The following is a 22,953-nucleotide window of genomic DNA, read 5'->3' as shown; positions in this document are numbered from 1 at the left end:
CCGTCGTTTGCAGACACCTGCGGCGTCAGTCCGTCGGGAACTCCGGCACTGTCCCGGTCGGCGGCGACGGCGCGTCGTCGAGCGCCTCGAAGAAGCGCCCGGCGACGAACGCTTCGACGACATCGGTCAACGACTCCGTGTCCGACGCCTCCTGTAAGATGCCGAGCGGGACCTGCGCGCCGGCCATGGTCGCATGGCCGCCGGCGGAGCCGACGGGGTCGAGCGCGTCGCGGAGCAGCTCGCCGACGTCGAGGTCCGCGCCGCGGGCCCGCGCGGATCCGTAGATCACGCCGTCCATGTAGCCGAATACGAACGTCACCGTGATCCCGTCGAGGTCGAGGAGGCGCTCTGCGGCCTGTGCGAGCGTGTCGCGGTCGGCTATCTCGCCGACGCAGGAGGCGACCGTCGACCCGCGAACGTCGCGTCGCTCGATGGCGCGCGCGATGACGCGAAGGGTCTCGGGGCTCACGCTCGGGCTCTCGACGCGTTCGAGCGTCGCCTCGTCCGCTTGCGACGACAGCGACGCCGCGGCCTCGAAGTCCGGGATCGCCGTCGACCGCGTGAAGTCTTTCGTGTCGATCCGGATCCCGTACAGGAGAGCGGTGGCGAGCGCGCGGTCGGGCGTGATCCCGAGCCGCGAGAGATACGCCTCGATCAGCGTGCTCGTCGCGCCCAGATCCGGGCGGATGTCGACGAACGTCCCGGCGACGGGGCCGCGCGGCGGGTGGTGGTCGACGACGATGTCGACGGGGTGCCCCTCCGGGAGGCTGTCGTTGATGCCGGCGCGCGAGTGGTCGACGAGGGCGACGCCGCCGTAGTCATCGAGGTTAATTTCGTCGACGGTTCGTAAGGAGAGATCGAGGAGGTTCACCATCGCGCGGTTCTCTTGGTGGGCTATCTCGCCGCCGTAACAGGCGTCCGCCGGAACGCCGGCTGACTCGGCGATCCGCGCCAGTCCGAGCGCGCTCGCGATGGCGTCGGGGTCGGGGTTGTCGTGGGCGACCACGAGCAGGGGGCCCGAGAAGTCGCGGAGCGCGGACAGCAGCCGGACCGGCTCCTCCGTGGCGTCAGCACCCGTTGCGTCCAAGACGCGCGCGCCGACGGCCTCGGCGGGGTCGACGACGCGATCGGCGGTCGATTCGAGGGCCGTCAACTGATCCGGTGTCGGGTCGTCCCCACCGTACGCGACGACCGTCGCGTCGGGGTATCGGCGTCTGGCGGCGCGCGCGGCATCGACGTTGCGCGCGGGGTCGTCGCTGGCGACGAACACGACAGCGGCATCGTCAGGATACGCGGACCGGTCGGTCGGGTCGGCTTCGACGGTCGCGACGTTGCGGTCGCGGAGCGTCGACGCCCACCCGGTGTCGTCGGTGACTGCGACGAGTTCGTCGCGGTCGTCGCGCATCCGTTCGACGAACGCGTTCCCGACCGCGCTACAGCCGAGCAGCAGACGCCGGGTCATATCCCTGCGAGGAAGTCGGGAAGGAAAACGCTGCCGTCATTCGTCGGGAGCGCTGTCGTCGGCCACCTCGTCCGAACTGCCCCGCGGCGATCCGCCGACCGCCGCGGCGACGTCGACGGCGGCGCGGTTCTCCGCCACGTCGTGGACGCGGATGATGTCGGCTCCGCGATCTGCCGCGAGCGCGGTCGCCGCGACGGTGGCGTGCTCGCGGTCGTCGGGGGCGCGGCCGACCGCGCCGAACATCGACTTGTGCGAGTGGCCGATCAGGACGGGACAGTCGAGCGCGGCGAATTCGCCGACGCGGTCGATCAGTTCGAACGCCTCGGCAGAGGACGTGTCGAAGCCAAGTCCGGGGTCGACGATCACCTTGTCGCGGTCGATCCCGGCCGTCTCGGCCAGCGCGAGCCGCTCACGGAGCGCGGCGATCACGTCGTCGACGACGTCGTCGTACTCGGGGTCGTTCGTCGGGTCGACCGGTGCGTCGAGGCTATGCATCACCACGACCGGACAGCCGGCGTCCGCGACGACCTCGCGCATCTCGGGGTCCGCGAGCCCGGTCACGTCGTTTATCAGGTCCGCGCCCGCCTCCAGCGCGGCCGCCGCCACGGCCGGCTTCCGCGTGTCGATCGAGACGAGCACGTCGCCGTCGGCGACGGCCGGAACCGACTGTATCGCTTCGACCGTCGGGACGACTCGGTCGATCTCCTCGTCGACCGGCACCGGCTCCGCGCCGGGGCGCGTCGATTCGCCGCCGATGTCGACGATGTCGACGCCGGCGGCGACCATGCGCTTGACCCCCGCGACCGCGTCTTCGCGGCTCGCGTGTCGGCCGCCGTCGTGGAACGAGTCCGGCGTGACGTTGAGCACGCCCATCACCGCGGTGCCGTCGATCCACGGGTAGTTGGGGGCGTCGTCGTTCGGCTCTCCCGAAACCGAGTCGGCGTCCCGAATACCGAGCCGGTCAGCGATGTCGGCCACGATGCCGGCGAACTCACGGCTGGTGCCGGCGAACTCTCGATCGCCGCCGATCCGATCCAGCAGGGCCCGAAACTCCGTGACCGTTCCCGCCAGCGTGACGGGGACGCGCTCGCCGCTCGGGACGCGTCCCTCGCCGGCACCCACGCCGCCGACGATCGCCTCGCCGCCGACCGCGCGGAGCGCGGCCGCGATCTGCGACGCGCGGTCGCCACGCAGTCGAAGCGCGAGGACCCGGTGGTCAATCCCCTCGACGCGCTCGTCGGCGATCGCCGGCGGAATGCCCGTCGCGTCGAGCGCCCGGGCGGCGTCGCGCTCGCTGCCACTCCGCCGGGGAGTCACGGTGCGGAAGCGGGCGGCACGGGCCTCCGCGACCGCGAACAGCGACCCCACGAGCAGCACGCAGTCGTCGGGGTTGGCGCGGGAGACGGCGTCGCAGAGCGCGGCCGCCACGTCGTCGCCGCTCGTCACCGCGTCGACGCCCGCAGACCGGAGCGCGGCCGCCAGCACGTCGGGGTCTTCCGCGCGGTCGAGGTCGGGACGACAGGTGATCGCGGAGGCGGCGGGCGGGAGCGAGCCGACGGCGGCGACGTGGTCTTTGTCGCACATCGCGCCGTACACGAGGTGGAGGTCGTCGTAGTCGTACTCGGCGAGCGTCCCCGCGAGCGTGTCGCAGGCGGCGGGGTTATGCGCCCCGTCGAACACCGTCAGCGGCGCGGTGTCGACGACCTCGAACCGCCCCGGCCACGTCGCCCGCGCCAGCCCGTCGCGGAGGGTGGCGTCCGGGAGTGCGGGACTGTGGGGTGCGCGGTCGGGGCGCGCGCTGTCTGTGCCCTCCGCGTCGCCGTCGGCGTCATCGCTACCGATCGCACGCGCCGTCCGCTCGGCGAGCGCGGCGGCGATCCCGGCGTTCGTCGCCTGATGCGCGCCGACGAGGGGGATCCGGTACGTCCCGTCGCGCTCGCCGGCGAGCGTCACCGCGGCGTCGCTCGGGCTCACGCGGCCGCCGTAGGCGACCGAGAGGTCGGCGTCGCCAGCGGTTGTCGGGTCATCTTCGCTCGCGCCTGCAACCGTCACGACCGGCGCGCCGGCCTCGGCCGCGACCTCGCGGACCACGTCGAGCGCCTCTCCCTCGCAGGCGGTCACGAGGGGCGTCCCCTCCCCCGCGATGCGGGCCTTCGTGCGGGCTATCTCCGCGACTGTGTCGCCCAGTACGTCGGTGTGTTCGAGCGAGACGTTGGTGACTGCGGTCGCGACCGGGTCGACCGCGCTGGTCGCGTCGTACTCGCCGCCGAGACCGACCTCCAGCACCGCGACGTCGACGCCGCGGCGCGCGAACTCGCGGACCGCCATCGCGGTGACGACCTCGAAGAAGGTGAGGGGTTCTCCGGCCGCCGCGCGCTCGACGAGCCACGGCTGTACTTCGCCGACGAAGTCAGCGACCGCGTCTTCGGTCATCGCAAGCCCGTCGACTCGGACCCGCTCCGTGAGCGCGGAGAGGTGCGGCGAGGTGTACAGTCCGACCGAGAGGCCGGCCTCGCGCAGGATCGACTCGGTCATCCGCGCCGTGCTTCCCTTCCCGTTTGAGCCCGCGACCTGCACGAACGACACCGCGTTTTCGGGATGTCCGAGCCGGTCGAGGAGCGCCGCGACGCGCTCCGTCCCCGGCTTGACCGAGAAGCGGCGGAGGTCGAAGAGGAACGCCGCCGCCTCGTGGTAGTGCATACACCGTGGGTCGGTTCGGCGTCGCTTAGGCGTAACGGACCGGGACGATCGGGGGTCGAATCCGCGCTCGAAGAGGGGCAATCGCCGTCAGTCACGCACTCGAAGAGCAACCCTTACGCGCGCGGGAGACCGATCCGCTCGCATGAACGAGACAGCGGCCGCGACGCGAGGGGCGTCGGCGGACGCCGCCCCGAGAGACACCGACCCCGGCGACGCAGCCTCCGAAGCCGCTCCGGTCGTCGTCGCCGAGGACGTTCGGAAGTCGTACGGCGACGTCGTCGCGCTCGCTGGCGTCGACCTCCGCGTCGAGTCCGGCGAGGTGTTCGGGCTCATCGGCCCGAACGGCGCGGGAAAGACGACGCTCGTCCGCGCGCTGACGGGGACGACGACGGCCGACGGCGAGCTGAAGACGTTCGGCGTGCCTCCGCGCGACGTGGATCCGCAGCGGATCGGGCTGCTCCCCCAGTCGTTCGACCCGCCGGAGCGGCTGACGGCGAGCGAGCTCGTCGCGTACTACGGCGGGCTCTACGACACCGCCCGCGACGCCGACAGCGTGCTCCGAGACGTCGGCATGGCCGACGACGCCGAGGCGTGGTACGAGACGCTTTCGGGGGGACAGAAGCGGCGGACCTGCGTCGCGACCGCCATCGTCAACGACCCCGACCTCCTCTTCCTGGACGAGCCCACCACCGGAATCGACCCGGCCGGCCGGCGCGCGATCCACCGGCTGATAGAGCGGCTGGCCGGCGACGGGACGACCGTCTTCCTCACGAGCCACGCGATGGACGAGGTCGAACGGCTCGCGGACCGCGTCGCACTCCTCCGCGACGGGAGCGTCGTCGCCGTCGGACCGCCGGACGACCTGATCGCCAAACACGGCGGCGAGCCGCGGCTTGACGTGACGCTCGACGATCCCGCGAGCGACGAGGTCGTCGAGAGGGTCGCCGAGGCAGTCACCGCCGCCGGCGACGAAGCCGACAAAGCCGCCGGCGACGAAGTCGATGAAGCCGCCGCCAGCGACGAGGCGACTGTGACCTCGCTGCCGGGCGGCGCGACGGTGGAACCGACCGCCGACGGGCTCCGGATCCTCGGAGTCCGGCCGGAAGCGATCGGCGACGCGGTCGACGCCCTCGACGCGGCGGGGGTAACCTTCGAATCGCTCGCGTGGACCGAACCGTCGCTCGAAGACGTGTACCTGCGGCTCACGGGCGAGGAGTACTCGCCGCGCGAGGAGACGACGATGCCGGACGGGAGCGAGAGCGCGGACGGGGAGGCCGACCGATGAGCCGGATCGGACGGATCGGGACCGAGGCGACCGCGGCGGCGCGGTCGTTCCTCCGGCGGCGGACGGCGGTGTTCTTCACGTTCTTCTTCCCCGTGATCCTCGTGGTCATCTTCGGGGCGCTAGTCCGCACCCAGCCGACCGGCGGCGGGCTGTTCGCGGAGCCGGCCGGATACTACATTCCGGGGTACCTCGCCGTGGTCGTCCTCTTCACACCGCTCTCGCGGGTCGGTTCCGAGATCGCTCGCCACCGCGACGGCGGGCGGTTCGAGAAGCTGGCGACGACCCCGCTGTCGCGGGGCGAGTGGCTGCTCGCGCACACGCTCGTCAACGTGGGGATCATCGGCGCGGCGAGCCTCCTCATCCTCGCGTTGGTGCTCGCGGTGACCGACGCGACGCTCGCGATCTCGCCGGCGCTCGCGGCGCTCCCCGCGTTCGTCGCCGTCGCCGTCGCGCTGTTTTGCGGGCTGGGCGCGATCCTCGGTGCGCTCTCGGACTCACAGGACGGCGTGATCGCCGCGAGCAACACCGTCGCGCTGCCGCTGCTTTTCCTCTCTGAGACGTTCGTCCCGCCCACGCTGTTGCCCGACTGGTTCCTGCCGGCCGTCGCCGCCTCGCCGCTGACGTACTTCGCTCGCGGCACGCGAGCGATCACCTTCGACGGCGGCGCGTGGACCGGGGATCTGGCGGTGCTTGCGGCGCTCGCCGTCGCCTTCCTCGCGGTCGGCGCGTACGCGGTCCCGCGGACGGACTGAGCCGAGTCGATCGCTCGGCGTGGCGGATACGGGGACCTCGTCATCCCTTTCCGAGCCGTCCGCCGTCAAGCGTGCCAACGAGTTCCGCCCGAAAGCCGGCCATTTATATCGTCTGCTGCCTTCTCGAAGAGACGAGAGGACTCGTGTTGACGACCGTCGAATTCATCTGCGCCGACTGTGAGCAGTCCATCGAGGTGAACGAGGAGATGAGAGAGACGATCCTCGCGACCGGCTGTCCGGTGTGTACCTCGTCCGCCAGCGAGGACGACTTCGTCGCGGAGGAGTAGCCCGCACCGGCCTCGGCGGGGGTGTCGAGGTGGTGGGTCACCAGGGTTCGTTCTTCAGCCCGAGCGCGTGCGCGCCGACGTTCGTCACAACGTGGAGCACGGGCGTTATCACGACGACGGCCGCGAGTACCGGGAGCGTGAACACGTCCGTCGCCCACGCAGGGTCGACGAGGAAGACAAGCGCGAGCGCGCCGACGACGAAGTCGAGCTGATCGACGCCCGGGAACGCCGCGCCGCGTTCGCGGCCGGACCGCCGCTTGAGAAAGGAGGCCCCAATGTCGCCGCACATCGCACCGAACGCCAGCGCGAACGCGGCGGGGAGTCCGAAGAGCGGGGGGAGGTCGACGCCGAGAACGGCGCTCGCGGGGCCGTTGAGGCGATTGAGCGCCAGCGCGAGGACGACGCCGACGAGCGTGCCGACGGCCGTGCCACGCCAAGTCTTTCCGTCGCCGAGCAGCCGCGCGCCACGCCACTCGCGGCCGCCGTCGATGGGGCGACCGCCGCCCGCGAGCACTGCGGCGTTGTTCGGTACGTACGCGGGGACCATCGCCCAGAACGCCGTCGCGACGAGCGAACCGATCATATCCGAGCGTCGCTCGGCGGGAGTATATATACTCGGATCGACGCGCGGAACCGTGAAGTCGTTGCCGAGCCAACGTGAGGTATGATCCCGCCGATCGCCCGTCGGTTCGTCGCCGGCGAGACCGTCCCGGAGGCCCTCGACCACGCGCGGGCGTGCAACGAGGACGGCATCGCGGTCATCCTGAACTTGCTCGGCGAGCACTACGCCGACGCAGCCGACGTCCGCGCCGACGTGGACGCCTACCTCGCGCTGCTCGACGACATCGCCGACAGCGGACTCGACGCGTGTCTCTCGGTGAAACCCTCCCAGCTCGGGCTGGACATCGCTATCGAGCTGTTCGAGACGCACTACCGCGAGGTCGTCTCGCACGCCGCAGACGTTGGCGCGTTCGTCTGGTGTGACATGGAGGGCGCAGACACCACCGACGCGACCCTCGACGCCTTCGCGTCGATCGCCGCCGACCACCCGTGGCGCGTCGGCCAGTGCGTTCAGTCGAACCTCCGTCGCACCCGCGAGGACCTCGAACGCCTCGTCGACGTGCCCGGCGCGCTCCGGCTGGTGAAGGGGGCGTACGACGAACCCGAATCGATCGCGTACACGGACAAGGCGACCGTGAACGAGGCGTACCGCGAGGACCTGCGGTACCTCTTCGAGCACCGCGACCGCGGCGTCGCCGTCGGGAGCCACGACCCCGAGATGATCTCGCTCGCCGATCGACTCGCCCGGGAGTTCGGGACCGACTACGAGGTGCAGATGCTGATGGGTGTCCGCGAGGACGCCCAGCGCGACCTCGCCGCACAGGGAGTCGACGTGGTGCAGTACGCCCCGTTCGGCGACGCGTGGCTGTCGTACTTCTCGCGTCGCGTCCGCGAGCGACGGGAGAACCTAGTGTTCGCCGCTCGGGCGATCCTCGGTCGGTGAATCGTGGACGGGGATCGGTGTTCCCGGATGCGGTTCGGTGACGCGGATGCGGTTCGGTGAGGTCGCGGAGGCGGTTCGGTGACGCGGATGCGGTTCGGTGTTTGCGGTCCGCCGTAGAAGCCCTCTTAACCCTCGCCGCCGCATACCGATTCGATAGATGTCCACGTGGAAACGCGATTTCGCCAGCGGCCTCATCGTGCTGGCACCCCTGTTGGTGCTTCTCGTCGTCCTCCAGTGGATCTACCGTTACATCGCGTCGATCCCGCTTATCGACGACCTCCAGCCGGCGTTCATTCCGGGACCACTCGAACCCGTCTCCCGGATCGTCATCGCGCTCGCGGTGTTCGCGACGATCGTCCTCGCGGTCGGCTACTTCATGCGGACGACGCTCGGACGGTTGGCGGAGTCCGCGGTCGACGGCGCGATAAACCGCATCCCCGCGTTGCGGGTGGTGTACAACGCCTCGAAGCTCGCGATCGAAACGGCCGTCTCCGGCACTGACGAACTGCAGAGCCCGGTGTATCTGGAGACCTGGCCGGGAATCCGGATGACCGCGTTCCGAACCGGCAAGAAGACACGAGACGGCAAGGTCGTCCTGTTCATGCCGACCGCGCCGAACATCACGACCGGGTTCGTCATCGAAGTCGAACCGGAGAAGATCGAAGAGACCGGCGAGACCGTTGAGGAGGGGATGACGCGCGTCCTCTCGGCCGGCTTCGCGGAGTCGGCCCATCAGGTCCCCGTCGAGGAAGCGGCGGCACCGAACGACACCGTCGGCCGTCCGGGCGGTCTCGGCGGTGTCTCCACCGCCGGGAACCCGGGAGAGCGAGACCGTCCCGGCGGAGGCGATCAGGACGCATCCGGCCGGGAAGGTGCCTCCGGCGGCGAAGGGAGGGCCACCGAATCCGCGGGCGGCGTCGGTGCGGGCTCGGAGTAGGCGGAGCGCATATATGGCTCGGAACGGCGAGTGGCGACGAGGGGACCCTGCGTCAAGCCTACAAGTAAGTGAACCAATCGTCGTGCGCGTCGGTGCGGCGCTCGATAAGCTCGAAGAACGCGTCCTGTAGTTCTTCCGTGACCGGACCGCGGGTGCCCGTGCCGATCTCCGTGTCGTCGACGGAGCGGATCGGCGTCACCTCGGCAGCGGAGCCGGTGAAGAACAGCTCGTCGGCGGTGTACAGCTGTCCGCGGGAGATCACGGCCTCGTCGTTGACCTCGTAGCCCCGCTCCTCGGCGAGCGTGATGACGGTGTCGCGGGTGATCCCCTCTAGGATCGACTGGGCCGGACCGGTCGTGTAGATCTCGCCGTCGTTGATCATGAAGATGTTCTCGCCCGGTCCCTCGGCGACGTTCCCCTCCTTGTTCAAGACGACGGCCTCGACGTATCCGTTTCGGCGGGCCTCCTCGCCCGCGAGCATGGAGTTGACGTAGAGGCCGGTGGTCTTCACGTTCGTGGGGACCTGCGAGGAGGCGTGTTTCCGCCACGAGGAGACCATCACGTCGACGCCCTCTTCGAGGGCCTCTTCGCCGAGGTACGCGCCCCACGGCCACGCCGCGAGCACGAGATCGGTCGGACAGTCGGCGGGCGAGACGCCGAGCGAGTCGTAGCCGTAGTAGGCGATCGGTCGGATGTAGGCGGACTCCAGATCCTGCCGGTCGAGGAGTTCGAGCGTCGCCTCGGTGAGTTCTTCGCGCGAGTAGTCGATATCTAAGTCGTACAGCTTCGCGGAGTCGAACAGACGGTCGAGATGCTCCTCCCAGCGGAAGATCGCCGGTCCCTCCTCGGTGTCGTAACAGCGGACGCCCTCGAACACGCCCGTCCCGTAGTGGAGCGCGTGCGTCAGAACGTGGGTAGTCGCGTCCTCCCAGTCGAGGAACTCCCCGTTCTTCCAGATCGTGTCGACATCCATCTCGTCGAATCCCATATACGAACGGTCGTGACCTCCCGGCTTAAATTTGTTAGATATACGCCCCGATCTCCGATCCGGAAGGGTATCGCGTGCGCCACATCGCCCACAAACCTTCCGGTCAGCCGGCGGCGCTTCCGCGTGTTCTCCAACCCCGCACAGCGGCTTTTCAGCCTCGCACGGGCCTCCCCAACTCCGCCGACAGCTGCGGATCGCTAGTCGAGCGCCGCGACCAGATCTGCGCCCTCGACGTAGGGGATTCCACGTCGCTCGGCGTAGGCGGCGGCGTCCGCGGGCGACAGCGCCGCGCCCGTCTCGTCGTCGAGCATCTCACAGACGACGGCGGCCGGCGCGGCGTCGACCGCCTCGGCCATCGCGAGGCCGAGTTCGGTGTGGCCGGTCCTGCCGGCGAGCCCGTCGCGAGCGCCCCGGAGCACGTGGACGTGTCCGGGCGCGCGGAATTCCGCCGCGAAGTCCTCGGGCCCGTATCCGGTGGGGTCGGCGGCCGCCGCCGCGGCCGCGTTCGCCAGCTCGACGATCGTCCGGGCGCGGTCCTCGTCCGTGATCCCCGTGAACGTCTCGCGATGATTGACGGGAAGGGAGAACGACGACCGGTCGTCGTAGGCGGGGGCGTCGTCGACGGCCGGGTGGTCGAGGGCGTCGGCGAGGAATGGGAGGTCGAACGCGTCGGCGACAGGATCGTCGACGGCGACGCAGATCAGTCCGCCGGCGTCGTTGCGCATGTGCGCGACCGCGGCCTCGTCGACCGCGCCAGCGGGATAGACGATGTCCGTCTCGCCCTCGCGGTCCGCGAAGTCGTGGACACAGACCGGGTCGCCGGCGCGGAACGCGTCGAGCGCGCGGTCGACGGACGACCGATCGGCCGTCGGGCGGTCGGCGGTGGACTCGTCGGTGTCGGCGCTCGAACCGTCGACATCGGCGTCGACGCGCATCAGGCCACCTCCGTCTCGACCGCGTCGGTCCCCGGCTCGTCGACCCGATCAGCCGCCGCCACGCGGATCTCGACGGAGTCGCCGTCGTCGAGCGAGAGCGCGTCACGGAGCCGTTCCGGCGCGATGAGCTCCAGTTGATCGTCGTCGTGGTGGGTGCGGTCGGGAACGATCGCGTGGACCTCCTCGTAGCGCTCGTCGCCGGCGACTAGGGTGACGCCGTAACACGAGGCCGCGCCGTAGGTCCGGTCGTCGTCCTCCCACGCGTCGATCGGGACCGCGTCGATCCCGGCGAGTTCACCGCGCCGGCGGACGCTCTCCTCGTTCAGGTCGACGTTGAGCGTCCCGGGGAACGGCTCGTAGCCGAGCCGCGATCGGAACTGCTCCGCGTAGCCGGGCAGGGTGATGTAGTGGCGGCCCTCGCCCATTCCGCCGGTGACCGTGCCGCGGAGGACGAGGTCGACGTCGGTCTCGAAGAGCCGCCGGTAGTCGGCGTACTCCGCGCGCAGCGCGGCCTCGCCCGCGTCCGTGACCCGGACCCACTGCCCGTCGCCGACCACGTCGCGCTCGATGTAGCCCGCGGATTCGAGGGTCTGAAGCCGCCGGGAGGCGGTCTGCGTCGAGGCATCAAGGTGGTCGCCGAGGGCCGCACACGACACCTTCGTCTCGGTCAGGCCGCCGACGAGCCCGACGTGTTTCAGGGCCGCGATCGCGGCCGGGTCGGGGTCAGCCGTCGCCGTCGCTTCTGCCATACGCCAACGTGGGGTCTGCGAACGCAAAAGGGTAACGAATACGTGATGCGTCTCAAAACCGTGATGATGTAGCCCAGTCCGCCGGCGTCGACAAGACTCGGACGTGAGGGTTGACGCGGCAGTCACCTAATCCCGTCGGTCGCGGCGACCGCGCGACGGTCCGGCGTTCAGTGCGAACGTCCCCCGTACGAGTCGCGGAAAGGTAAGGTACAAATACGAACGGCAATTGTTCGACGATGAGGGCTCGTAGATCAGCGGCAGATCGCTTCCTTCGCAAGGAAGAGGCCCGGGGTTCAAATCCCCGCGAGTCCACTCGACTCACTTCGTTCGTCTCGTTTCCCCGCTTGGTCTCGTTCGCTTCGCTCACGAGACCCCCGCGAGTCCATGTTTTATGCCGCGAGCAACGTCGCGAGTGGCGCATCACTGTAACGAGCGAGATTTGAACCCTGCCGGCCGTGTGCAATGAACGCAGTGATCAAGCACGTCTGGCTTTGGTTCAAAATCTCCGCGAGGCCATACTTTTCGGTTGTCTTTTCGAAAGTTCCCCAAACCGCTAGCTGATTCCTTCTCTACCCAAATATATTATTTAGATTATTCAATAAACCCAGTGAACAATCGAGAGTTCCTTCCTCTGTCCTTCCGAGACGACGATGCAGTGACGATCGATCCATCTGCCTCGGTCACCGAGCGAAATTAGAGCACATGGTACCCGGGCGAACGATTCTTGTGGATGCGAGGTGTGCGCGGTCGTAGACGTGAATAAGACGATAGCGGTCCTCGCAGTGGCGCTTTTCATCGGTCTCGCGGGCTGTGGCGGAATGGCGGGAAACGACGAACGGCCGTCGCCGTCGGCGGACGCAGCCGACGAGACGCGCGGTCCCGACTCGGGGACCGAGTGGGTCGTGACCGTCACGCGGGTGATCGACGGGGACACGATCGAGGTCGCGTTCCCGAACGGCGAGACCGACACCGTTCGGCTGTTGGGCGTCGACACGCCCGAGACGACCCGCGACTCTGTTACGCCCGAGGAGTTCGGAATCCCCGACACGGCTGCCGGACGCGACCACCTCCACACGTGGGGCCAACGAGCGACCCGGTACGCGACCGACACACTCGCGAACGAGACCGTCCGGATCGAGACCGATCCGGACGCGAACCGCCGCGGCGGGTTCGGTCGACTGCTCGCGTACGTGTACGTCGACGGCGAGAACGTCAACGAGCAACTCCTCGCGAACGGCTACGCGCGGCTGTACGACACCCCGTTCTCCATGCGTGAGGCGCTCCGCGAAACGGAGCGGGAGGCGCGTGCGGAGTCCGCCGGACTGTGGGGCTTCGAGGCGACGAACGACTCCAGACCGGGATCGGCGACGTTCGCTTGCGAGCCAATCTCACCGGGTGGTCGTTCCGGTTCCCCGACCGAGATATGTACGCCTGCCGTCCGGAACAATTATAATTGTTTAGGGTAGCCTAAAAACATGGCGAGCGACGACGGCGGCCCCGCTGATCAGACGTGTCAGAACCGGCGCAAGCTGGATATCGGCGGCGTCCGTCGGTTTCGCCGGTCGCGTGCACGCGCAAAGTTGTGGCTCTACCTCGCGCTTTTCGGGTCGGACGACGAGACGGGAGCGTCCCCGACTGGATCCGACTCGGAGACGACGCGCGGCGGCTCGGGCGACGATCGGTCGTCGGAGGGGTGAGTCGTGGACGATGGGAGACGACGCGCGGTACCTCCTCGTCGTCTACGTCGCGGAGCAGCGGGACGCCGAACCGGTGTCTCCCGGAGCGATAGCCGACGCAGTCGGGCGGTCACCCGCGGCGACAACGGAGATGCTCCAGCGACTCGACGACCGCGGACTGGTCGCGCACGAGCCTTACGAGGGAGCGACGCTGACTGCCGAGGGCCGCGAGACCGCAACGGAACTGTATGACACCTACGCCACGCTCTCGCGGTTCTTCGAGACCGTCCTCGGGCTGGACGACTACGAGGAGGAGGCGATGGAACTTGCCGGAACCGTGAGTCCGGTCGTCGCCGAGCGGCTGGCGTCGACGCTCCCGCTCGACGCCGACGCTGCGGCGTCGGAAGAGCACTTGTTGGCGTCCGATTCGTGATCGACTCGGCGAGAGTCCGCTCCGGGGAGAGCCCGTCCGCACGCGGTATCACCGACCGCCACCCGATCGGACGGGGCGACGCAAACCACACCCTTTTTGTTTTAGGTCTGCCTAAACGCCGGTAATGGCCGCTGGCACCCAGTCTCGTTCCGAACAGGAGTCGGCTCCCGAGTCAGATTACGGACCCGAGATATCGCTCTGTGAGAGCTGTCCAGGGACATCTGTGTTCCTCGAATCGGGGAACACGGACGGGTGGATCGCGAGCGACGTAACCATCGACGTGGTCCGGTAGCGACGATGGCGGACTCAGAGTCCGACACTACCGACGGCGTCGCTGTCGACGACACCGGCGACAGCACCGACGCTGCCGAGCGGACGATTATCAGAACCGGCAGGGATTTCGAACAGGAGTACCGCTTGGACGCGGCCGAGGCGGGGTCGTTCCTGATCGACGTGGGCGAGCAACTCCGCGACGCCGACGATCTGACTATCTCCACCGACGAGTGGGAGCTGCCGTTCGCGTTCGGAGAGCCGGTTGAGCTGTCGATCGACTTCGAGGGCGTCGGCGAGCCGGAACTGGAGATCGAACTGGAGCTGCCGGGACGGACCGACGAGAGCGCGCCGGACGTGGAGTGACCTGACGACAGCGGCTCGTGAGAGATGGCGGAGACGACTGCGGACTGTCGTCACGACGCGGGAAAACCGATGCGACGGGAAACCGATGCGACGGGAAACCGATGCGACGGGAAGCGGCGGAATATCGCCTCAGTTCGTCGCGGAGTCGAGAACGAGCGTGTCGTCTTCGAGGTAGTGTTCGATGTGGTGGGCGTGTTCCTCGATGGTTTCGAGCTGTTCGCGCAGCATCTGTTCGGTCGCGTAATCACCGAGGCCGGCGGCGAGTTCGATGTGTTCGCGGTAGCTCTCGATGATGTCGCCCATCATTTCGAGGTCGTTCGACAGCGACGTGCGGATGTCGTAGACGTCCTCGTCTTCGGCCTCGACGGTCGCGTTCTCGACGAGCGCCGGCATGCTCGCGTGCGGTACGCCGCCGAGCGCCTGCAGCCGTTCTGCGACTTCGTCGGCCGCGTCCTCGACGTCCTCGTACACCTCCTGTAAGAACACGTGGATTTCGAGGAACTCCGCCCCCTCGACGTTCCAGTGGTGTTTGTGTAGCTGGTGGTAGAGCACGTATGCGTCCGCGAGATCCGTGTTCAGAGCCTCGATGATCTGTGCCGCCTTCTCCTCGTCGAGCCGGACCGAGTTCCCGCCGACGGTGCCGGCCTCCTGTTGGACGGACTTCTGTGTACTCATTACACTCCCTGATTGGTCTCGCATCCTCTTAAAACTTTTCAATAAACAAACAATTTTTCGTGTGGCCTAAAACGATCTGTTGACCGCACGATCAGTCAGCAGAGTCCGACGCGTTCGGCGGTCGAGACCGTACCACACGCCGATATCTCGAAACGCGATCAGGCGACGATCCACCGAAACGCACCGGCCGTCGGACCCGTACCCCTCTGTGTGGCTACACGTCGCCGGTGATCGCAGCGGCGACGCGCTCCCGGTCGAACAGTTGCTCGTCGGAGGGTAGCTCGGGATACGGTCCCTCCGTGTACGTCGGCCACGCGCCGAACGCGTCGGGATAGAGCTGTTTGGCGGTCATCTCCAACTGGAACAGGTTCACGACCGGGCCCTGGTAGCGAGCGCCCTGCGCGTAGACCCGGCCGCGTTCGACCGCGTCGATCTGCTGGCCGACCGCGTCGTCGCGAAGCTCCGCTCGGATCGACTCGATTCCCGTCTCGGGATGGAGGCCACCGAGGACGAGGATCGCCTCCGGATCGGCTTCGAGTAGGGCTTCCATGTCGACGGTGTCGCCGGACGACACCTCGGTGCTGAACGCGCTCGCCGGTTTCAGTGGCCGGGTGTGTGCGGTCAGGAATCCCGGATCGTCGAGGCGGTAGGCGTAGATGCTCGACAGGTCGCTTGCCCCGATCAGCACCGCACGCGGGCGATCGTCGGCTGGCGGCAGGTTCGCCTCGATCGTCACTCGCAGGTCATCGTGGACCGCCGCGAGTTCTCGATAGCGGTCTTCGGCCTGAAACACCTGCGAGACCCGTTCGAACATCTCCCAGAGGTCGTAGTACGCGTATCGGTCCGCCCACTCGTCGGGCGGCTTAGCGTGCGTGTCGCTGAACTGGTTGCCGAACCACGGCGCGATATCGTCGCTGATCGCCTCTACGTCGTCCGACTCCCAGCCCTGAAGCGCGGACACGCTGGCCGGATCGGCGAGGTGGACATCGCTGTTGAGTTCGTACAGCGTCTCCCTGCTCGGGTTCCACGAGGAGTACAGTCCCGTCCAGTCGAGCGAGACACCGTCGAGACGAGGCGTGAACTGGTTCCAGAGCGCGTCGTAGTACGCTGGCGCGTGCATCGCGTTCACGTCATCGCCGCGGCCGAGCGCAAACGCCATCCCGGCGAGGTGCGTCAGCCGGGTGAAGATGCTCTCGGGCGGAGCCTCGAACCGCACGGTTCCCATCGGTGCCATCGTCACCGCGTACCCGTCGTTCGAGTCAGACTCCGACGCGGTCGCGTCGTCGGTGTCGTCGCCCGCGTCCGACGCCTCTCCTGTGTCCGCCGTATCTGACTGCGTCGAGTTCGCCCCGGACTCCGAGCGGCCGCTACAGCCGGCGAGTGAGACGCCGGCGAGCGCGCCGCCGTACCGGAGACAGCCGCGACGCGTCAGGAAGTCCGTCGGAGTGTCGTCGCCCCTTGTCGGAGTGTCGTCGCGCGTCATCGGCCGCGCCCCCGCAAGGTCTGGTAGGCGAGCGTCGATCCCGTCATGAAGACGCCGCCGGAGAGCAACACGAGCGGGTCGAACAGTCCGCCGATTCCGCGGTCACCGCTGCTCGTCCCGTCAGCGCCGAGCGTGACTGTCTCGTTCGTCTCCCCCGTAGTTCCGCCGGTCTCGTAGGCGGCCGACACCGTGGCCTGACCGGTCGGTCGATCGTTGAGTTCGACGACCGTGGTTTCCGCGCTGCCGGGGTCGACCGTTCGAAGCGCCGTCGTGGGGAGCGACGCGTCCGCGGTCGTGCCGGAGAGGACGGCGTTTCGGACGGGCGCGTTACCGTGGTTCGTCAGCCGGTATCGGAGCACGTCGGTACCGTTCCGTTCGTCGAGGGTCGCGTAGACCGCTACGTCGTCGGCGAGCGGCGCGACGTCGACCGTCTCGGATGCCGCGACGTGTCCCCCGTCGTACCGTAGGGTCGCGTTGATCGGGTGGGTACCGGGCTCGGCCGGCCGGACGCGGAAGGTGATTGTGGTCGAGTTCGCCGCGCCGAGAGCCGGGTCGAGTTTCGTCTGGTTCGCCGTCCCGCCGAGTCCGGAGAGCTCGAGTGAGAGATCGGTCAGTTCGTCGTCGCCGCCGTTCGAGACGACGACGCTGACCGTCGACTCGGCACCGGTGGTCATCTCGTCGGCCTCGATGCCGAGCTGCGGCGTCGTCTCCGTCGGCGTCGACGGCTCCGAGACGCTCACGAAGACGGGCCGCTTCGTGTGGCTGATCCGGTCCAGCCGCCCGTCGGAGCCGTACTGAACACCGCGGACGTGGACCACGAGCCGCGTCTCGCCGGGCGACTCCAGCGTCGCTCCGAGCGGCACGTCGAGCGCGTCTCCAGAGCCGAGCGTGCCGAGGTCCGATTCGTCGGCGTGCCGCGTGCCGTCGAGACCCTCTAACGTCACCTGTGTCACCTCGAAACTCCCGTCCTCGGATCCCGAGTACGAGACGGTCGGCGTCACGACGATCGAGTCCCCAGCCGTCGGCTCGTCGTCGGAAACGTCTACCGACGACACGAACACCTGCGGCGGCGCGGCAGATCCGCCGGCCGCAAGCCCCCCTGCGAGCACGAGACACGCCAGAACACCTACTAATACACGCCGTCCGCAACCGATATCGCTCGTTTGTACCATCGTATTTAGGCTAGCCTAAAACGTACAAATAGGTTCCGGAATTCTTAGGCTAGCCTAAAATACATGACGTGTACTCGGCGTCTCGGCGGGCGCGTTCGGCACCGACCTCGGTAGTCCGGTGCCGACCGGAGGCCGCGCGAGACAGACCCATTATATACTCTCCGTGAATTGGTGCCGGTATGAGCGTCTCAGAGATACTCGAGGGACAGAACCTCACGCATCGCCAGATGGGCGCGATCATGGTCGGCTGGCTGGTGCTCGTGACTGTGGTCTCCGTTGGACTGCTGGTGTACACGTACCTCAATTACGCTTAGTCCCGCCGCTTCACCGTGGCTTCGCCCGGCTCACGACGGCGGCCACCTCGCGGCACCCCCAGCCACCTCGCGGCACCCCCAGCCACCTCGCGGCAACTCCGACGGATATCCCGGCACCTATGAGCGCCGGCGGTGAACGTCGGATCGATGGACACAGCCGAGCGTCAGATCGTCGCGTTCACCGCTGGTGCACACGGTCTGGTTCACACCTACGAACTCTCGATACCGATACTGCTCACGGTGTGGATCGCGGAGTTCTCGACGACTGCGGCGACGCTCGGCGGAATCGTCACCGTCGGATACGGGCTGTTCGGCGTCGGCGCGCTCCCCGGCGGGATCCTCGTCGATCGGTTCGGTTCGAAGCCGCTCATCCTCGCGTGTCTCGGCGGCATGGCGGGCTCGTTCCTCCTCGTGAGCCTCGCACCGACGCTTCCCGTCCTCATGCTCGCGATCGCAATATGGGGAGTCACCGCGAGCGTCTACCACCCGGCCGGACTCGCACTGATCTCGCGGTCAATCGACCAGCGCGGCACCGCCTTGGGATATCACGGCATCGGTGGAAACCTCGGAATCGCGCTCGGCCCGCTCGCGACCGCGCTCCTGCTTTTGGCCTTCGACTGGGAGGTCGTTGCCGCGCTGCTCACGGTTCCGGCGCTCCTCGTCGCGGGCTACGGCGCGACCGTCGATGTCGAACGGATATCGGCGGCGAGCGACCGCGAGGACGATCCGGTGTCGTCGGCAAACGACCGCGACGACGCCGGTTCGGACCCCGACACGACGGTGATGACGCTCGACAGCGTCGTCGGCGACACGCGAGCGCTCATGGCCGGCGGGTTCGTGCTGGTGTTGGCGTTCGCCGTGTCGAGCGGGCTCTACTACCGGACGTTCCTCACCTTCCTGCCGGACCTGCTCGGTGACGTGCTCTCCGGGCTCGTCGACGTGCAGCTGATCGACCCCGAGAGCCCCTACGCCGAGGAGTTCGACCTCGCTCGCTACCTGTACGTCGCCGTCCTCACCGTCGGCGTGCTCGGTCAGTACCTCGGGGGACGCATCGCCGATCGTGTCCGGCCGGAGCGCGCGCTGATCGGACTCATGGCCGCGCTGGCCGCGCTCGCGCTGTGTTTCGTCCCCGCGAGCGGGACCACCGCGACGTTCCTCGTGGTCTCGCTGCTGCTCGGCGTCGCGCTGTTCACCGTCCAACCGCTCTCGCAGGCGACGGTCGCCGCCTACTCGCCGCCCGACTCTCGGGGCCTCTCGTTCGGCTTCACCTACCTCGCCATCTTCGGGGTCGGATCGCTCGGCGCGGCGCTCGCCGGCACGGTCCTGACCAGAGCGGGAGCGAGCGAACTGTTCATCGTGCTGGCCGCGATCGCGACCGTCGGCGCGCTCTGTGCGACCGCGGTCGTGCGCCTCGCGACCCGGAGGGACTGATCGCCGGCGTTTCGACGAAGTGGCTCGCGCTAGGACCCGATAGAGCCGGCCGCGCGAGCGCAACGTTCTTTTGCCGGTTCGCCGTCGCGGTAGTATGGGTCGAGAGAACGAGCCGCACGATCGGAGTCGGACGAGTTCGACAGCGTCGTCGGACGCGGCCGCAGCTGACGGCGGCACGGAGCGCCGGCTGGTCGCGGGGTGGGAGGGTCGGTACTACGAGGACTTCTCGGTCGGCGATATCTACAAACATCCGTACGGGCGGACGGTGACCGAGACCGACAACGTCTGGTTCACGAACCTCACAATGAACTGCAATCCGATGCACTTCAACGAGGCGTACGCCGCCGAGACGGAGTTTGGCGAGCGCCTCGTCGACGGCACGTTCGTCATCGCGCTCGCGGTCGGGATGAGTGTCGTCGACGTGAGCGCGAACGCGACCGCGAACCTCGGTTACGACGCGATCCGCCACCACGCGCCCGTGTTCCACGGCGACACCATCTTCGCCGAGTCGGAGGTGCTCGACAAACGGGAGTCGTCATCGCGGGACCACGTCGGCATCGTCACCACCGAGCTCCGCGCGTACAACCAGGACGGCGACCTCGTCCTCTCGTTAGAGCGCACGCCGATGGTGCTGAAACGATCGCACGCCAACCCGAGCGCGGCGCAGCCGACCGGGTGGCCGGAGGGGATCGGCACGCAGCCGGAGGATCTGTCGTAGCCGAACGATTCGTCGTAGCCGGACGGTCCGCCGTCGTCGGCGGAGGGAGATAGTCGACGGAGAGCGACGGTCGCGTCAGGCGGTGTGTTTCGCCTCGTCGGGATCCTCGACGACTTCGACGCCCCGGTTGTTCACCGCGTGCGGGTCGAGCCCCTGCTCTTGGAGGAACTGTTTGTAGAGCCGTTCCGCGGTCTCGCCGTCCTTCTGTTTGTCGCTGGCGTGGTCGCAGAGTTCGAGGAGGTTCTCCGGCACGTCGTTCTCGTGGACGATCCAGTGGTTGATCGTGTCTGACAGGCGACGGATGGGCGAGGTGAAGTGGCCGTAGATGTCGAAGTTGAGCGCGTGGTGGCCGCCGAACGGGTCGTTCATGTACTTCGCACGGGGCATCACCTTCAGCACTGCCCGCTGGATCTTGTTGAGCTGCCGGCCGGGAGAGGTCTCCAACGCGGCGTTGACCGCTTTCCGCGGGTCGTCGCCCCACGCGTCGCCGGGGATCGAGACGCCGTCGAGTTCCTGAATCTCTTTTAGGGCCTCGTTCCACTGGTCGGGCGTCGGCTGCGGGTGGACGCGGTACATCGCCTCGACGCCGCGGTCCCACATCAGGGTGTGTGTCACCGCCTTGTTCGCCTTCAGCATCGACTCCTCGATGATAGTGTGTGCGCGGTCGCGGCTCGGGTTCAACACGAGCGAGCCGTCCGCCTTGCGCTGTTCGTGCATCTGGTCGGCCAGCTCGTACGCGAGCGCGTTCTCCTCACCGAGCGGGAGCGAGGGGTCCTCCAGCCGCTCTTCGCACTCGTTGTAGGTGAGCCGCTCGTCGGAGTTGATGACGGACTTGTAGATGTCGATGTCCTCGAACGAGAGCGTCTCCTCGTCAATCTCCATCTCCACCGTGTGCGCGAGCCGGTCCTCGTTCGGGACGAGAGAGCAGACGGTCTCCGCAAGCACGGGCGGGAGCATGTGGATCGTGTAGTCGGGCAGGTAGACGGTGTTGGCTCGCTCGACCGCCTCCTCCCACATCGCGGTGTCGGGCGTGACGTAGTGGGTGACGTCGGCGATGTGGACCCACAGCCGATAGGCGTCCTCCTCGCGCTCGATCGAAATGGCGTCGTCGAAGTCTTGGGCGTCGACCGGGTCCGTCGTCCACGTCGTCAGATCACGGAGGTCCTCCCGCTCGTCGATCTCCGCTTCGATCTCCTCGTAGACGTTCTCGGTGCGGGCCTCGGCCTCGCGGAGCACCTCGTTCGGGAACGCGTCGCGGATCTCGAACTCCTCGAACAGCTCCTCGCGCTTCTCGGCGAGTCGATCCGCGAGCGCCGGCGTGATCGTCACGGGACCTTGGTCCTCGGCGGACCCGGGTTTCGGCTCGTCAGCAGTCATACGGCGACCAACGCGCGTGCGTTAGAAAGGCCTGTCGGGGGACCGACGACCGCGTCACTAGGCCGCCGCGCCAGGCAGTAGGAAGGAGACGGGGGCTCCGCCAAGCAGCGGCGACAGCGCGACCGCCGCGACGGTGAGCGACACGATCCCGAGGACGAGCGGCACGACGGAACGCCCCACGAGCCGGAGCGCCGTCCGCCGCGCGGGCGCGTCGCCGACGACGAACGGCGATCCGCCCGCGATCATCGATTTTACCTCGCCGACGGGCGCGTCGGGGAACACCTCGGCGTCGCCGACCACGGTCACCTCGTCGCCGGGGCGGAGGAGGCGCTGGCGGTAGCGCCGTCGCGGATCGTCGCCGAGCGTGAGCGGTCCGAACTCGTAGCCGGTGTCGGTTTCGTCGACGGCCGCGACCGCGTCGGTGAACCGTCTGATCCGCTCGGGTGGGCGCTCGCCGGCGTTGAGTTTGGTCTCCTCGTCGACGCTGAAGACGAAGTCCGCGGCTGCGGGGTCGACGCGGACGGCAGATCCGTTGGACGCGACTCGGAAAGGGACGCCGGCCTCGCCGGAGTCGATGGTGACCCACGACCGGCCCTTCCCCTGACTGCGGTACTCCGAGACGTCGTACGCACAGCAGAGGCACGCCTCATCGGTGAACGGAGCCGGGAGAGTCGCGTCGCGGTCGGCCGTGCCGTCGTCAGCGCTCCCGGCGTCGGCAGTGGCTCCGTCGGCAGTTCGGTCCGGGACCGTCTCGGCGCGTCCGGAGAGTCGGACGCGACGGTCGTCGTCCCGGAGCGATCGGGGATCGGTCGGCGTCGCGCGGACAACCCGGAACGCGTCGACCGAGCCGCGAACACCGTACGCGAGGAACGCGACCCCGACCGCCAGCGCGGCGACGCCGATTAGGATCGGAACGGCGTTGACGGCGGTTTGGGAGAGAACGTGCGGGACCGTCGCGTGCGGGAGGGCAAGCATGCGTCGAAACCGTTGCGGGGCACAACACGAAGGCGTACCGGTCGAACGAGCGATCCAGTCCGGTCGTCGCAGCGGCGGAGGGCGTCAGCGGTCTCGGTCGAACCGCTCGGTCGTGTCGTCCGACGGGTCGGCGTCGTCGAGCGTGTCCATCTCGTCGAGGCCGTCCGCGCCCGTCGCGTCCGCCGAAATGGCGTCGGCGTACCGGTTCAGAAACTCCTCACGCGAGAGCCCGTCGGACTCGATGGAGAGGATCAGCGATTCGAGGCCGTCGCGGGGCTGGTGACATATCTCGTCGTCGCAGTCGGTACAGAGGTACTCGAACTCCTTGTCGCGCCGGCTCCAGCGGTCGCCCTCCTTGTCGTACTCACGTGCGTCCTCGCGCAGCACCGAGTCACCACACGCGATGCAGATCACCGTCCGCCGGTCCCGGCTTCTCCGGGCTCGCCACATACGGATATCCTCGG

General features: G+C 68.2%; 25 protein-coding genes and 1 tRNA gene. 14 read left to right on the top strand and 12 right to left on the bottom strand.

Annotated elements, in window-relative coordinates:
* Positions 1–25: 25 nt before the first annotated feature.
* Both NO887_RS01375 and folP read right to left on the bottom strand, forming a co-directional pair.
* On the bottom strand, positions 26–1,462 hold the full coding sequence (locus NO887_RS01375) for a DHH family phosphoesterase (protein WP_256416718.1): 1,437 nt from the start codon (positions 1,460–1,462) through the stop codon (positions 26–28).
* A gap of 36 nt (positions 1,463–1,498) precedes the next feature.
* On the bottom strand, positions 1,499–4,162 hold the full coding sequence (gene folP, locus NO887_RS01370) for a dihydropteroate synthase (protein ID WP_256416717.1): 2,664 nt from the start codon (positions 4,160–4,162) through the stop codon (positions 1,499–1,501).
* Positions 4,163–4,304: 142 nt separating this feature from the next.
* On the opposite strand from folP, the gene NO887_RS01365 reads away from it, so the two are divergent.
* The 3 genes from NO887_RS01365 (at position 4,305) to NO887_RS01355 (ending at position 6,486) form a co-directional block, all read left to right on the top strand.
* Positions 4,305–5,447 (top strand): ABC transporter ATP-binding protein, encoded by a 1,143-nt coding sequence (locus NO887_RS01365; RefSeq protein WP_256416716.1) that lies wholly within the window; start codon positions 4,305–4,307, stop codon positions 5,445–5,447.
* The gene (locus NO887_RS01360) at positions 5,444–6,199 is read left to right on the top strand and encodes an ABC transporter permease (protein WP_256416715.1); all 756 of its coding nucleotides are present in this window, start codon (positions 5,444–5,446) and stop codon (positions 6,197–6,199) included. The genes NO887_RS01365 and NO887_RS01360 overlap by 4 nt, the downstream gene beginning before the upstream one ends.
* Positions 6,200–6,345: 146 nt before the next feature.
* Entirely contained in the window at positions 6,346–6,486 is a 141-nt protein-coding gene (locus NO887_RS01355; protein ID WP_256417011.1) for a DUF7560 family zinc ribbon protein, read from the top strand.
* A 37-nt stretch (positions 6,487–6,523) separates the two neighbouring features.
* Here NO887_RS01355 and NO887_RS01350 read toward each other — a convergent pair whose 3' ends face one another.
* On the bottom strand, positions 6,524–7,069 hold the full coding sequence (locus tag NO887_RS01350; protein ID WP_256416714.1) for a CDP-2,3-bis-(O-geranylgeranyl)-sn-glycerol synthase: 546 nt from the start codon (positions 7,067–7,069) through the stop codon (positions 6,524–6,526).
* An 81-nt stretch (positions 7,070–7,150) separates the two neighbouring features.
* Here NO887_RS01350 and NO887_RS01345 point away from each other — a divergent pair, with 81 nt between their 5' ends.
* Together NO887_RS01345 and NO887_RS01340 are read left to right on the top strand one after the other, a co-directional pair.
* Positions 7,151–7,990 carry a proline dehydrogenase family protein gene (locus NO887_RS01345; RefSeq protein ID WP_256416713.1) on the top strand — a complete coding sequence of 280 codons (840 nt, stop codon included), beginning with the start codon at positions 7,151–7,153 and terminating at the stop codon, positions 7,988–7,990.
* 157 nt (positions 7,991–8,147) lie between these two features.
* Entirely contained in the window at positions 8,148–8,927 is a 780-nt protein-coding gene (locus tag NO887_RS01340; RefSeq protein WP_256416712.1) for a DUF502 domain-containing protein, read from the top strand.
* Positions 8,928–8,985: 58 nt separating this feature from the next.
* Here the strand turns inward: NO887_RS01340 and NO887_RS01335 are convergent, their stop codons facing one another.
* From NO887_RS01335 to NO887_RS01325, 3 genes are all read right to left on the bottom strand, one after another.
* Positions 8,986–9,915 carry a branched-chain amino acid transaminase gene (locus NO887_RS01335; protein WP_256416711.1) on the bottom strand — a complete coding sequence of 310 codons (930 nt, stop codon included), beginning with the start codon at positions 9,913–9,915 and terminating at the stop codon, positions 8,986–8,988.
* 197 nt (positions 9,916–10,112) lie between these two features.
* Positions 10,113–10,850 carry a 3,4-dihydroxy-2-butanone-4-phosphate synthase gene (gene ribB, locus NO887_RS01330; protein WP_256416710.1) on the bottom strand — a complete coding sequence of 246 codons (738 nt, stop codon included), beginning with the start codon at positions 10,848–10,850 and terminating at the stop codon, positions 10,113–10,115.
* Positions 10,850–11,599 (bottom strand): DUF120 domain-containing protein, encoded by a 750-nt coding sequence (locus tag NO887_RS01325; protein ID WP_256416709.1) that lies wholly within the window; start codon positions 11,597–11,599, stop codon positions 10,850–10,852. The genes ribB and NO887_RS01325 overlap by 1 nt, the downstream gene beginning before the upstream one ends.
* A 240-nt stretch (positions 11,600–11,839) precedes the next feature.
* Here NO887_RS01325 and NO887_RS01320 point away from each other — a divergent pair.
* From NO887_RS01320 to NO887_RS01295, 6 genes are all read left to right on the top strand, one after another.
* Positions 11,840–11,911, top strand: a tRNA-Ala gene (locus tag NO887_RS01320).
* A 443-nt stretch (positions 11,912–12,354) separates the two neighbouring features.
* Positions 12,355–13,065: a thermonuclease family protein gene (locus tag NO887_RS01315; protein ID WP_256416708.1), complete on the top strand. Its 711-nt coding sequence runs from the start codon at positions 12,355–12,357 to the stop codon at positions 13,063–13,065.
* 9 nt (positions 13,066–13,074) lie between these two features.
* Positions 13,075–13,296, top strand: a complete 222-nt coding sequence (locus tag NO887_RS01310; RefSeq protein WP_256416707.1) for a hypothetical protein — start codon at positions 13,075–13,077, stop codon at positions 13,294–13,296.
* 10 nt (positions 13,297–13,306) lie between these two features.
* A complete protein-coding gene (locus NO887_RS01305) occupies positions 13,307–13,708 on the top strand; it encodes a metal-dependent transcriptional regulator (protein ID WP_256416706.1) in 402 nt (133 codons plus the stop codon).
* 124 nt (positions 13,709–13,832) lie between these two features.
* The gene (locus NO887_RS01300) at positions 13,833–14,000 is read left to right on the top strand and encodes a hypothetical protein (protein ID WP_256416705.1); all 168 of its coding nucleotides are present in this window, start codon (positions 13,833–13,835) and stop codon (positions 13,998–14,000) included.
* Positions 14,001–14,005: 5 nt separating this feature from the next.
* Positions 14,006–14,344: an amphi-Trp domain-containing protein gene (locus tag NO887_RS01295; RefSeq protein ID WP_256416704.1), complete on the top strand. Its 339-nt coding sequence runs from the start codon at positions 14,006–14,008 to the stop codon at positions 14,342–14,344.
* Positions 14,345–14,473: 129 nt separating this feature from the next.
* Here the strand turns inward: NO887_RS01295 and dpsA are convergent, their stop codons facing one another.
* The 3 genes from dpsA to NO887_RS01280 all read right to left on the bottom strand — a co-directional run bounded on the left by dpsA (position 14,474) and on the right by NO887_RS01280 (position 17,674).
* Complete coding sequence (gene dpsA, locus NO887_RS01290) at positions 14,474–15,019, bottom strand: DNA starvation/stationary phase protection protein DpsA (RefSeq protein WP_256416703.1); 546 nt, start codon at positions 15,017–15,019, stop codon at positions 14,474–14,476.
* 214 nt (positions 15,020–15,233) lie between these two features.
* Positions 15,234–16,502 (bottom strand): ABC transporter substrate-binding protein, encoded by a 1,269-nt coding sequence (locus NO887_RS01285; protein WP_256416702.1) that lies wholly within the window; start codon positions 16,500–16,502, stop codon positions 15,234–15,236.
* Complete coding sequence (locus NO887_RS01280) at positions 16,499–17,674, bottom strand: CARDB domain-containing protein (RefSeq protein ID WP_256416701.1); 1,176 nt, start codon at positions 17,672–17,674, stop codon at positions 16,499–16,501. Before NO887_RS01280 ends, NO887_RS01285 begins: the two co-directional genes overlap by 4 nt.
* Before the next feature lie 179 nt (positions 17,675–17,853).
* On the opposite strand from NO887_RS01280, the gene NO887_RS01275 reads away from it, so the two are divergent.
* The 3 genes from NO887_RS01275 (at position 17,854) to NO887_RS01265 (ending at position 20,137) form a co-directional block, all read left to right on the top strand.
* Positions 17,854–17,988 (top strand): hypothetical protein, encoded by a 135-nt coding sequence (locus NO887_RS01275; protein WP_256416700.1) that lies wholly within the window; start codon positions 17,854–17,856, stop codon positions 17,986–17,988.
* Between the two features lie 147 nt (positions 17,989–18,135).
* On the top strand, positions 18,136–19,419 hold the full coding sequence (locus NO887_RS01270) for an MFS transporter (RefSeq protein WP_256416699.1): 1,284 nt from the start codon (positions 18,136–18,138) through the stop codon (positions 19,417–19,419).
* 94 nt (positions 19,420–19,513) lie between these two features.
* The gene (locus tag NO887_RS01265; RefSeq protein ID WP_256416698.1) at positions 19,514–20,137 is read left to right on the top strand and encodes a MaoC family dehydratase; all 624 of its coding nucleotides are present in this window, start codon (positions 19,514–19,516) and stop codon (positions 20,135–20,137) included.
* Positions 20,138–20,212: 75 nt separating this feature from the next.
* Here NO887_RS01265 and NO887_RS01260 read toward each other — a convergent pair whose 3' ends face one another.
* From NO887_RS01260 to NO887_RS01250, 3 genes are all read right to left on the bottom strand, one after another.
* Positions 20,213–21,514 (bottom strand): ribonuclease catalytic domain-containing protein, encoded by a 1,302-nt coding sequence (locus NO887_RS01260; RefSeq protein ID WP_256416697.1) that lies wholly within the window; start codon positions 21,512–21,514, stop codon positions 20,213–20,215.
* 57 nt (positions 21,515–21,571) lie between these two features.
* Positions 21,572–22,489 carry a GIDE domain-containing protein gene (locus NO887_RS01255; RefSeq protein ID WP_256416696.1) on the bottom strand — a complete coding sequence of 306 codons (918 nt, stop codon included), beginning with the start codon at positions 22,487–22,489 and terminating at the stop codon, positions 21,572–21,574.
* 84 nt (positions 22,490–22,573) lie between these two features.
* Complete coding sequence (locus NO887_RS01250) at positions 22,574–22,939, bottom strand: DUF7562 family protein (RefSeq protein WP_256416695.1); 366 nt, start codon at positions 22,937–22,939, stop codon at positions 22,574–22,576.
* Positions 22,940–22,953: the final 14 nt, after the last annotated feature.

It is taken from the genome of Halorubrum laminariae (assembly GCF_024494655.1).
Taxonomy (GTDB): domain Archaea; phylum Halobacteriota; class Halobacteria; order Halobacteriales; family Haloferacaceae; genus Halorubrum; species Halorubrum laminariae.
The sequence above is the reverse complement of the archived record's forward strand: the minus strand, read 5'-3'. Positions and strand labels throughout refer to the sequence as shown.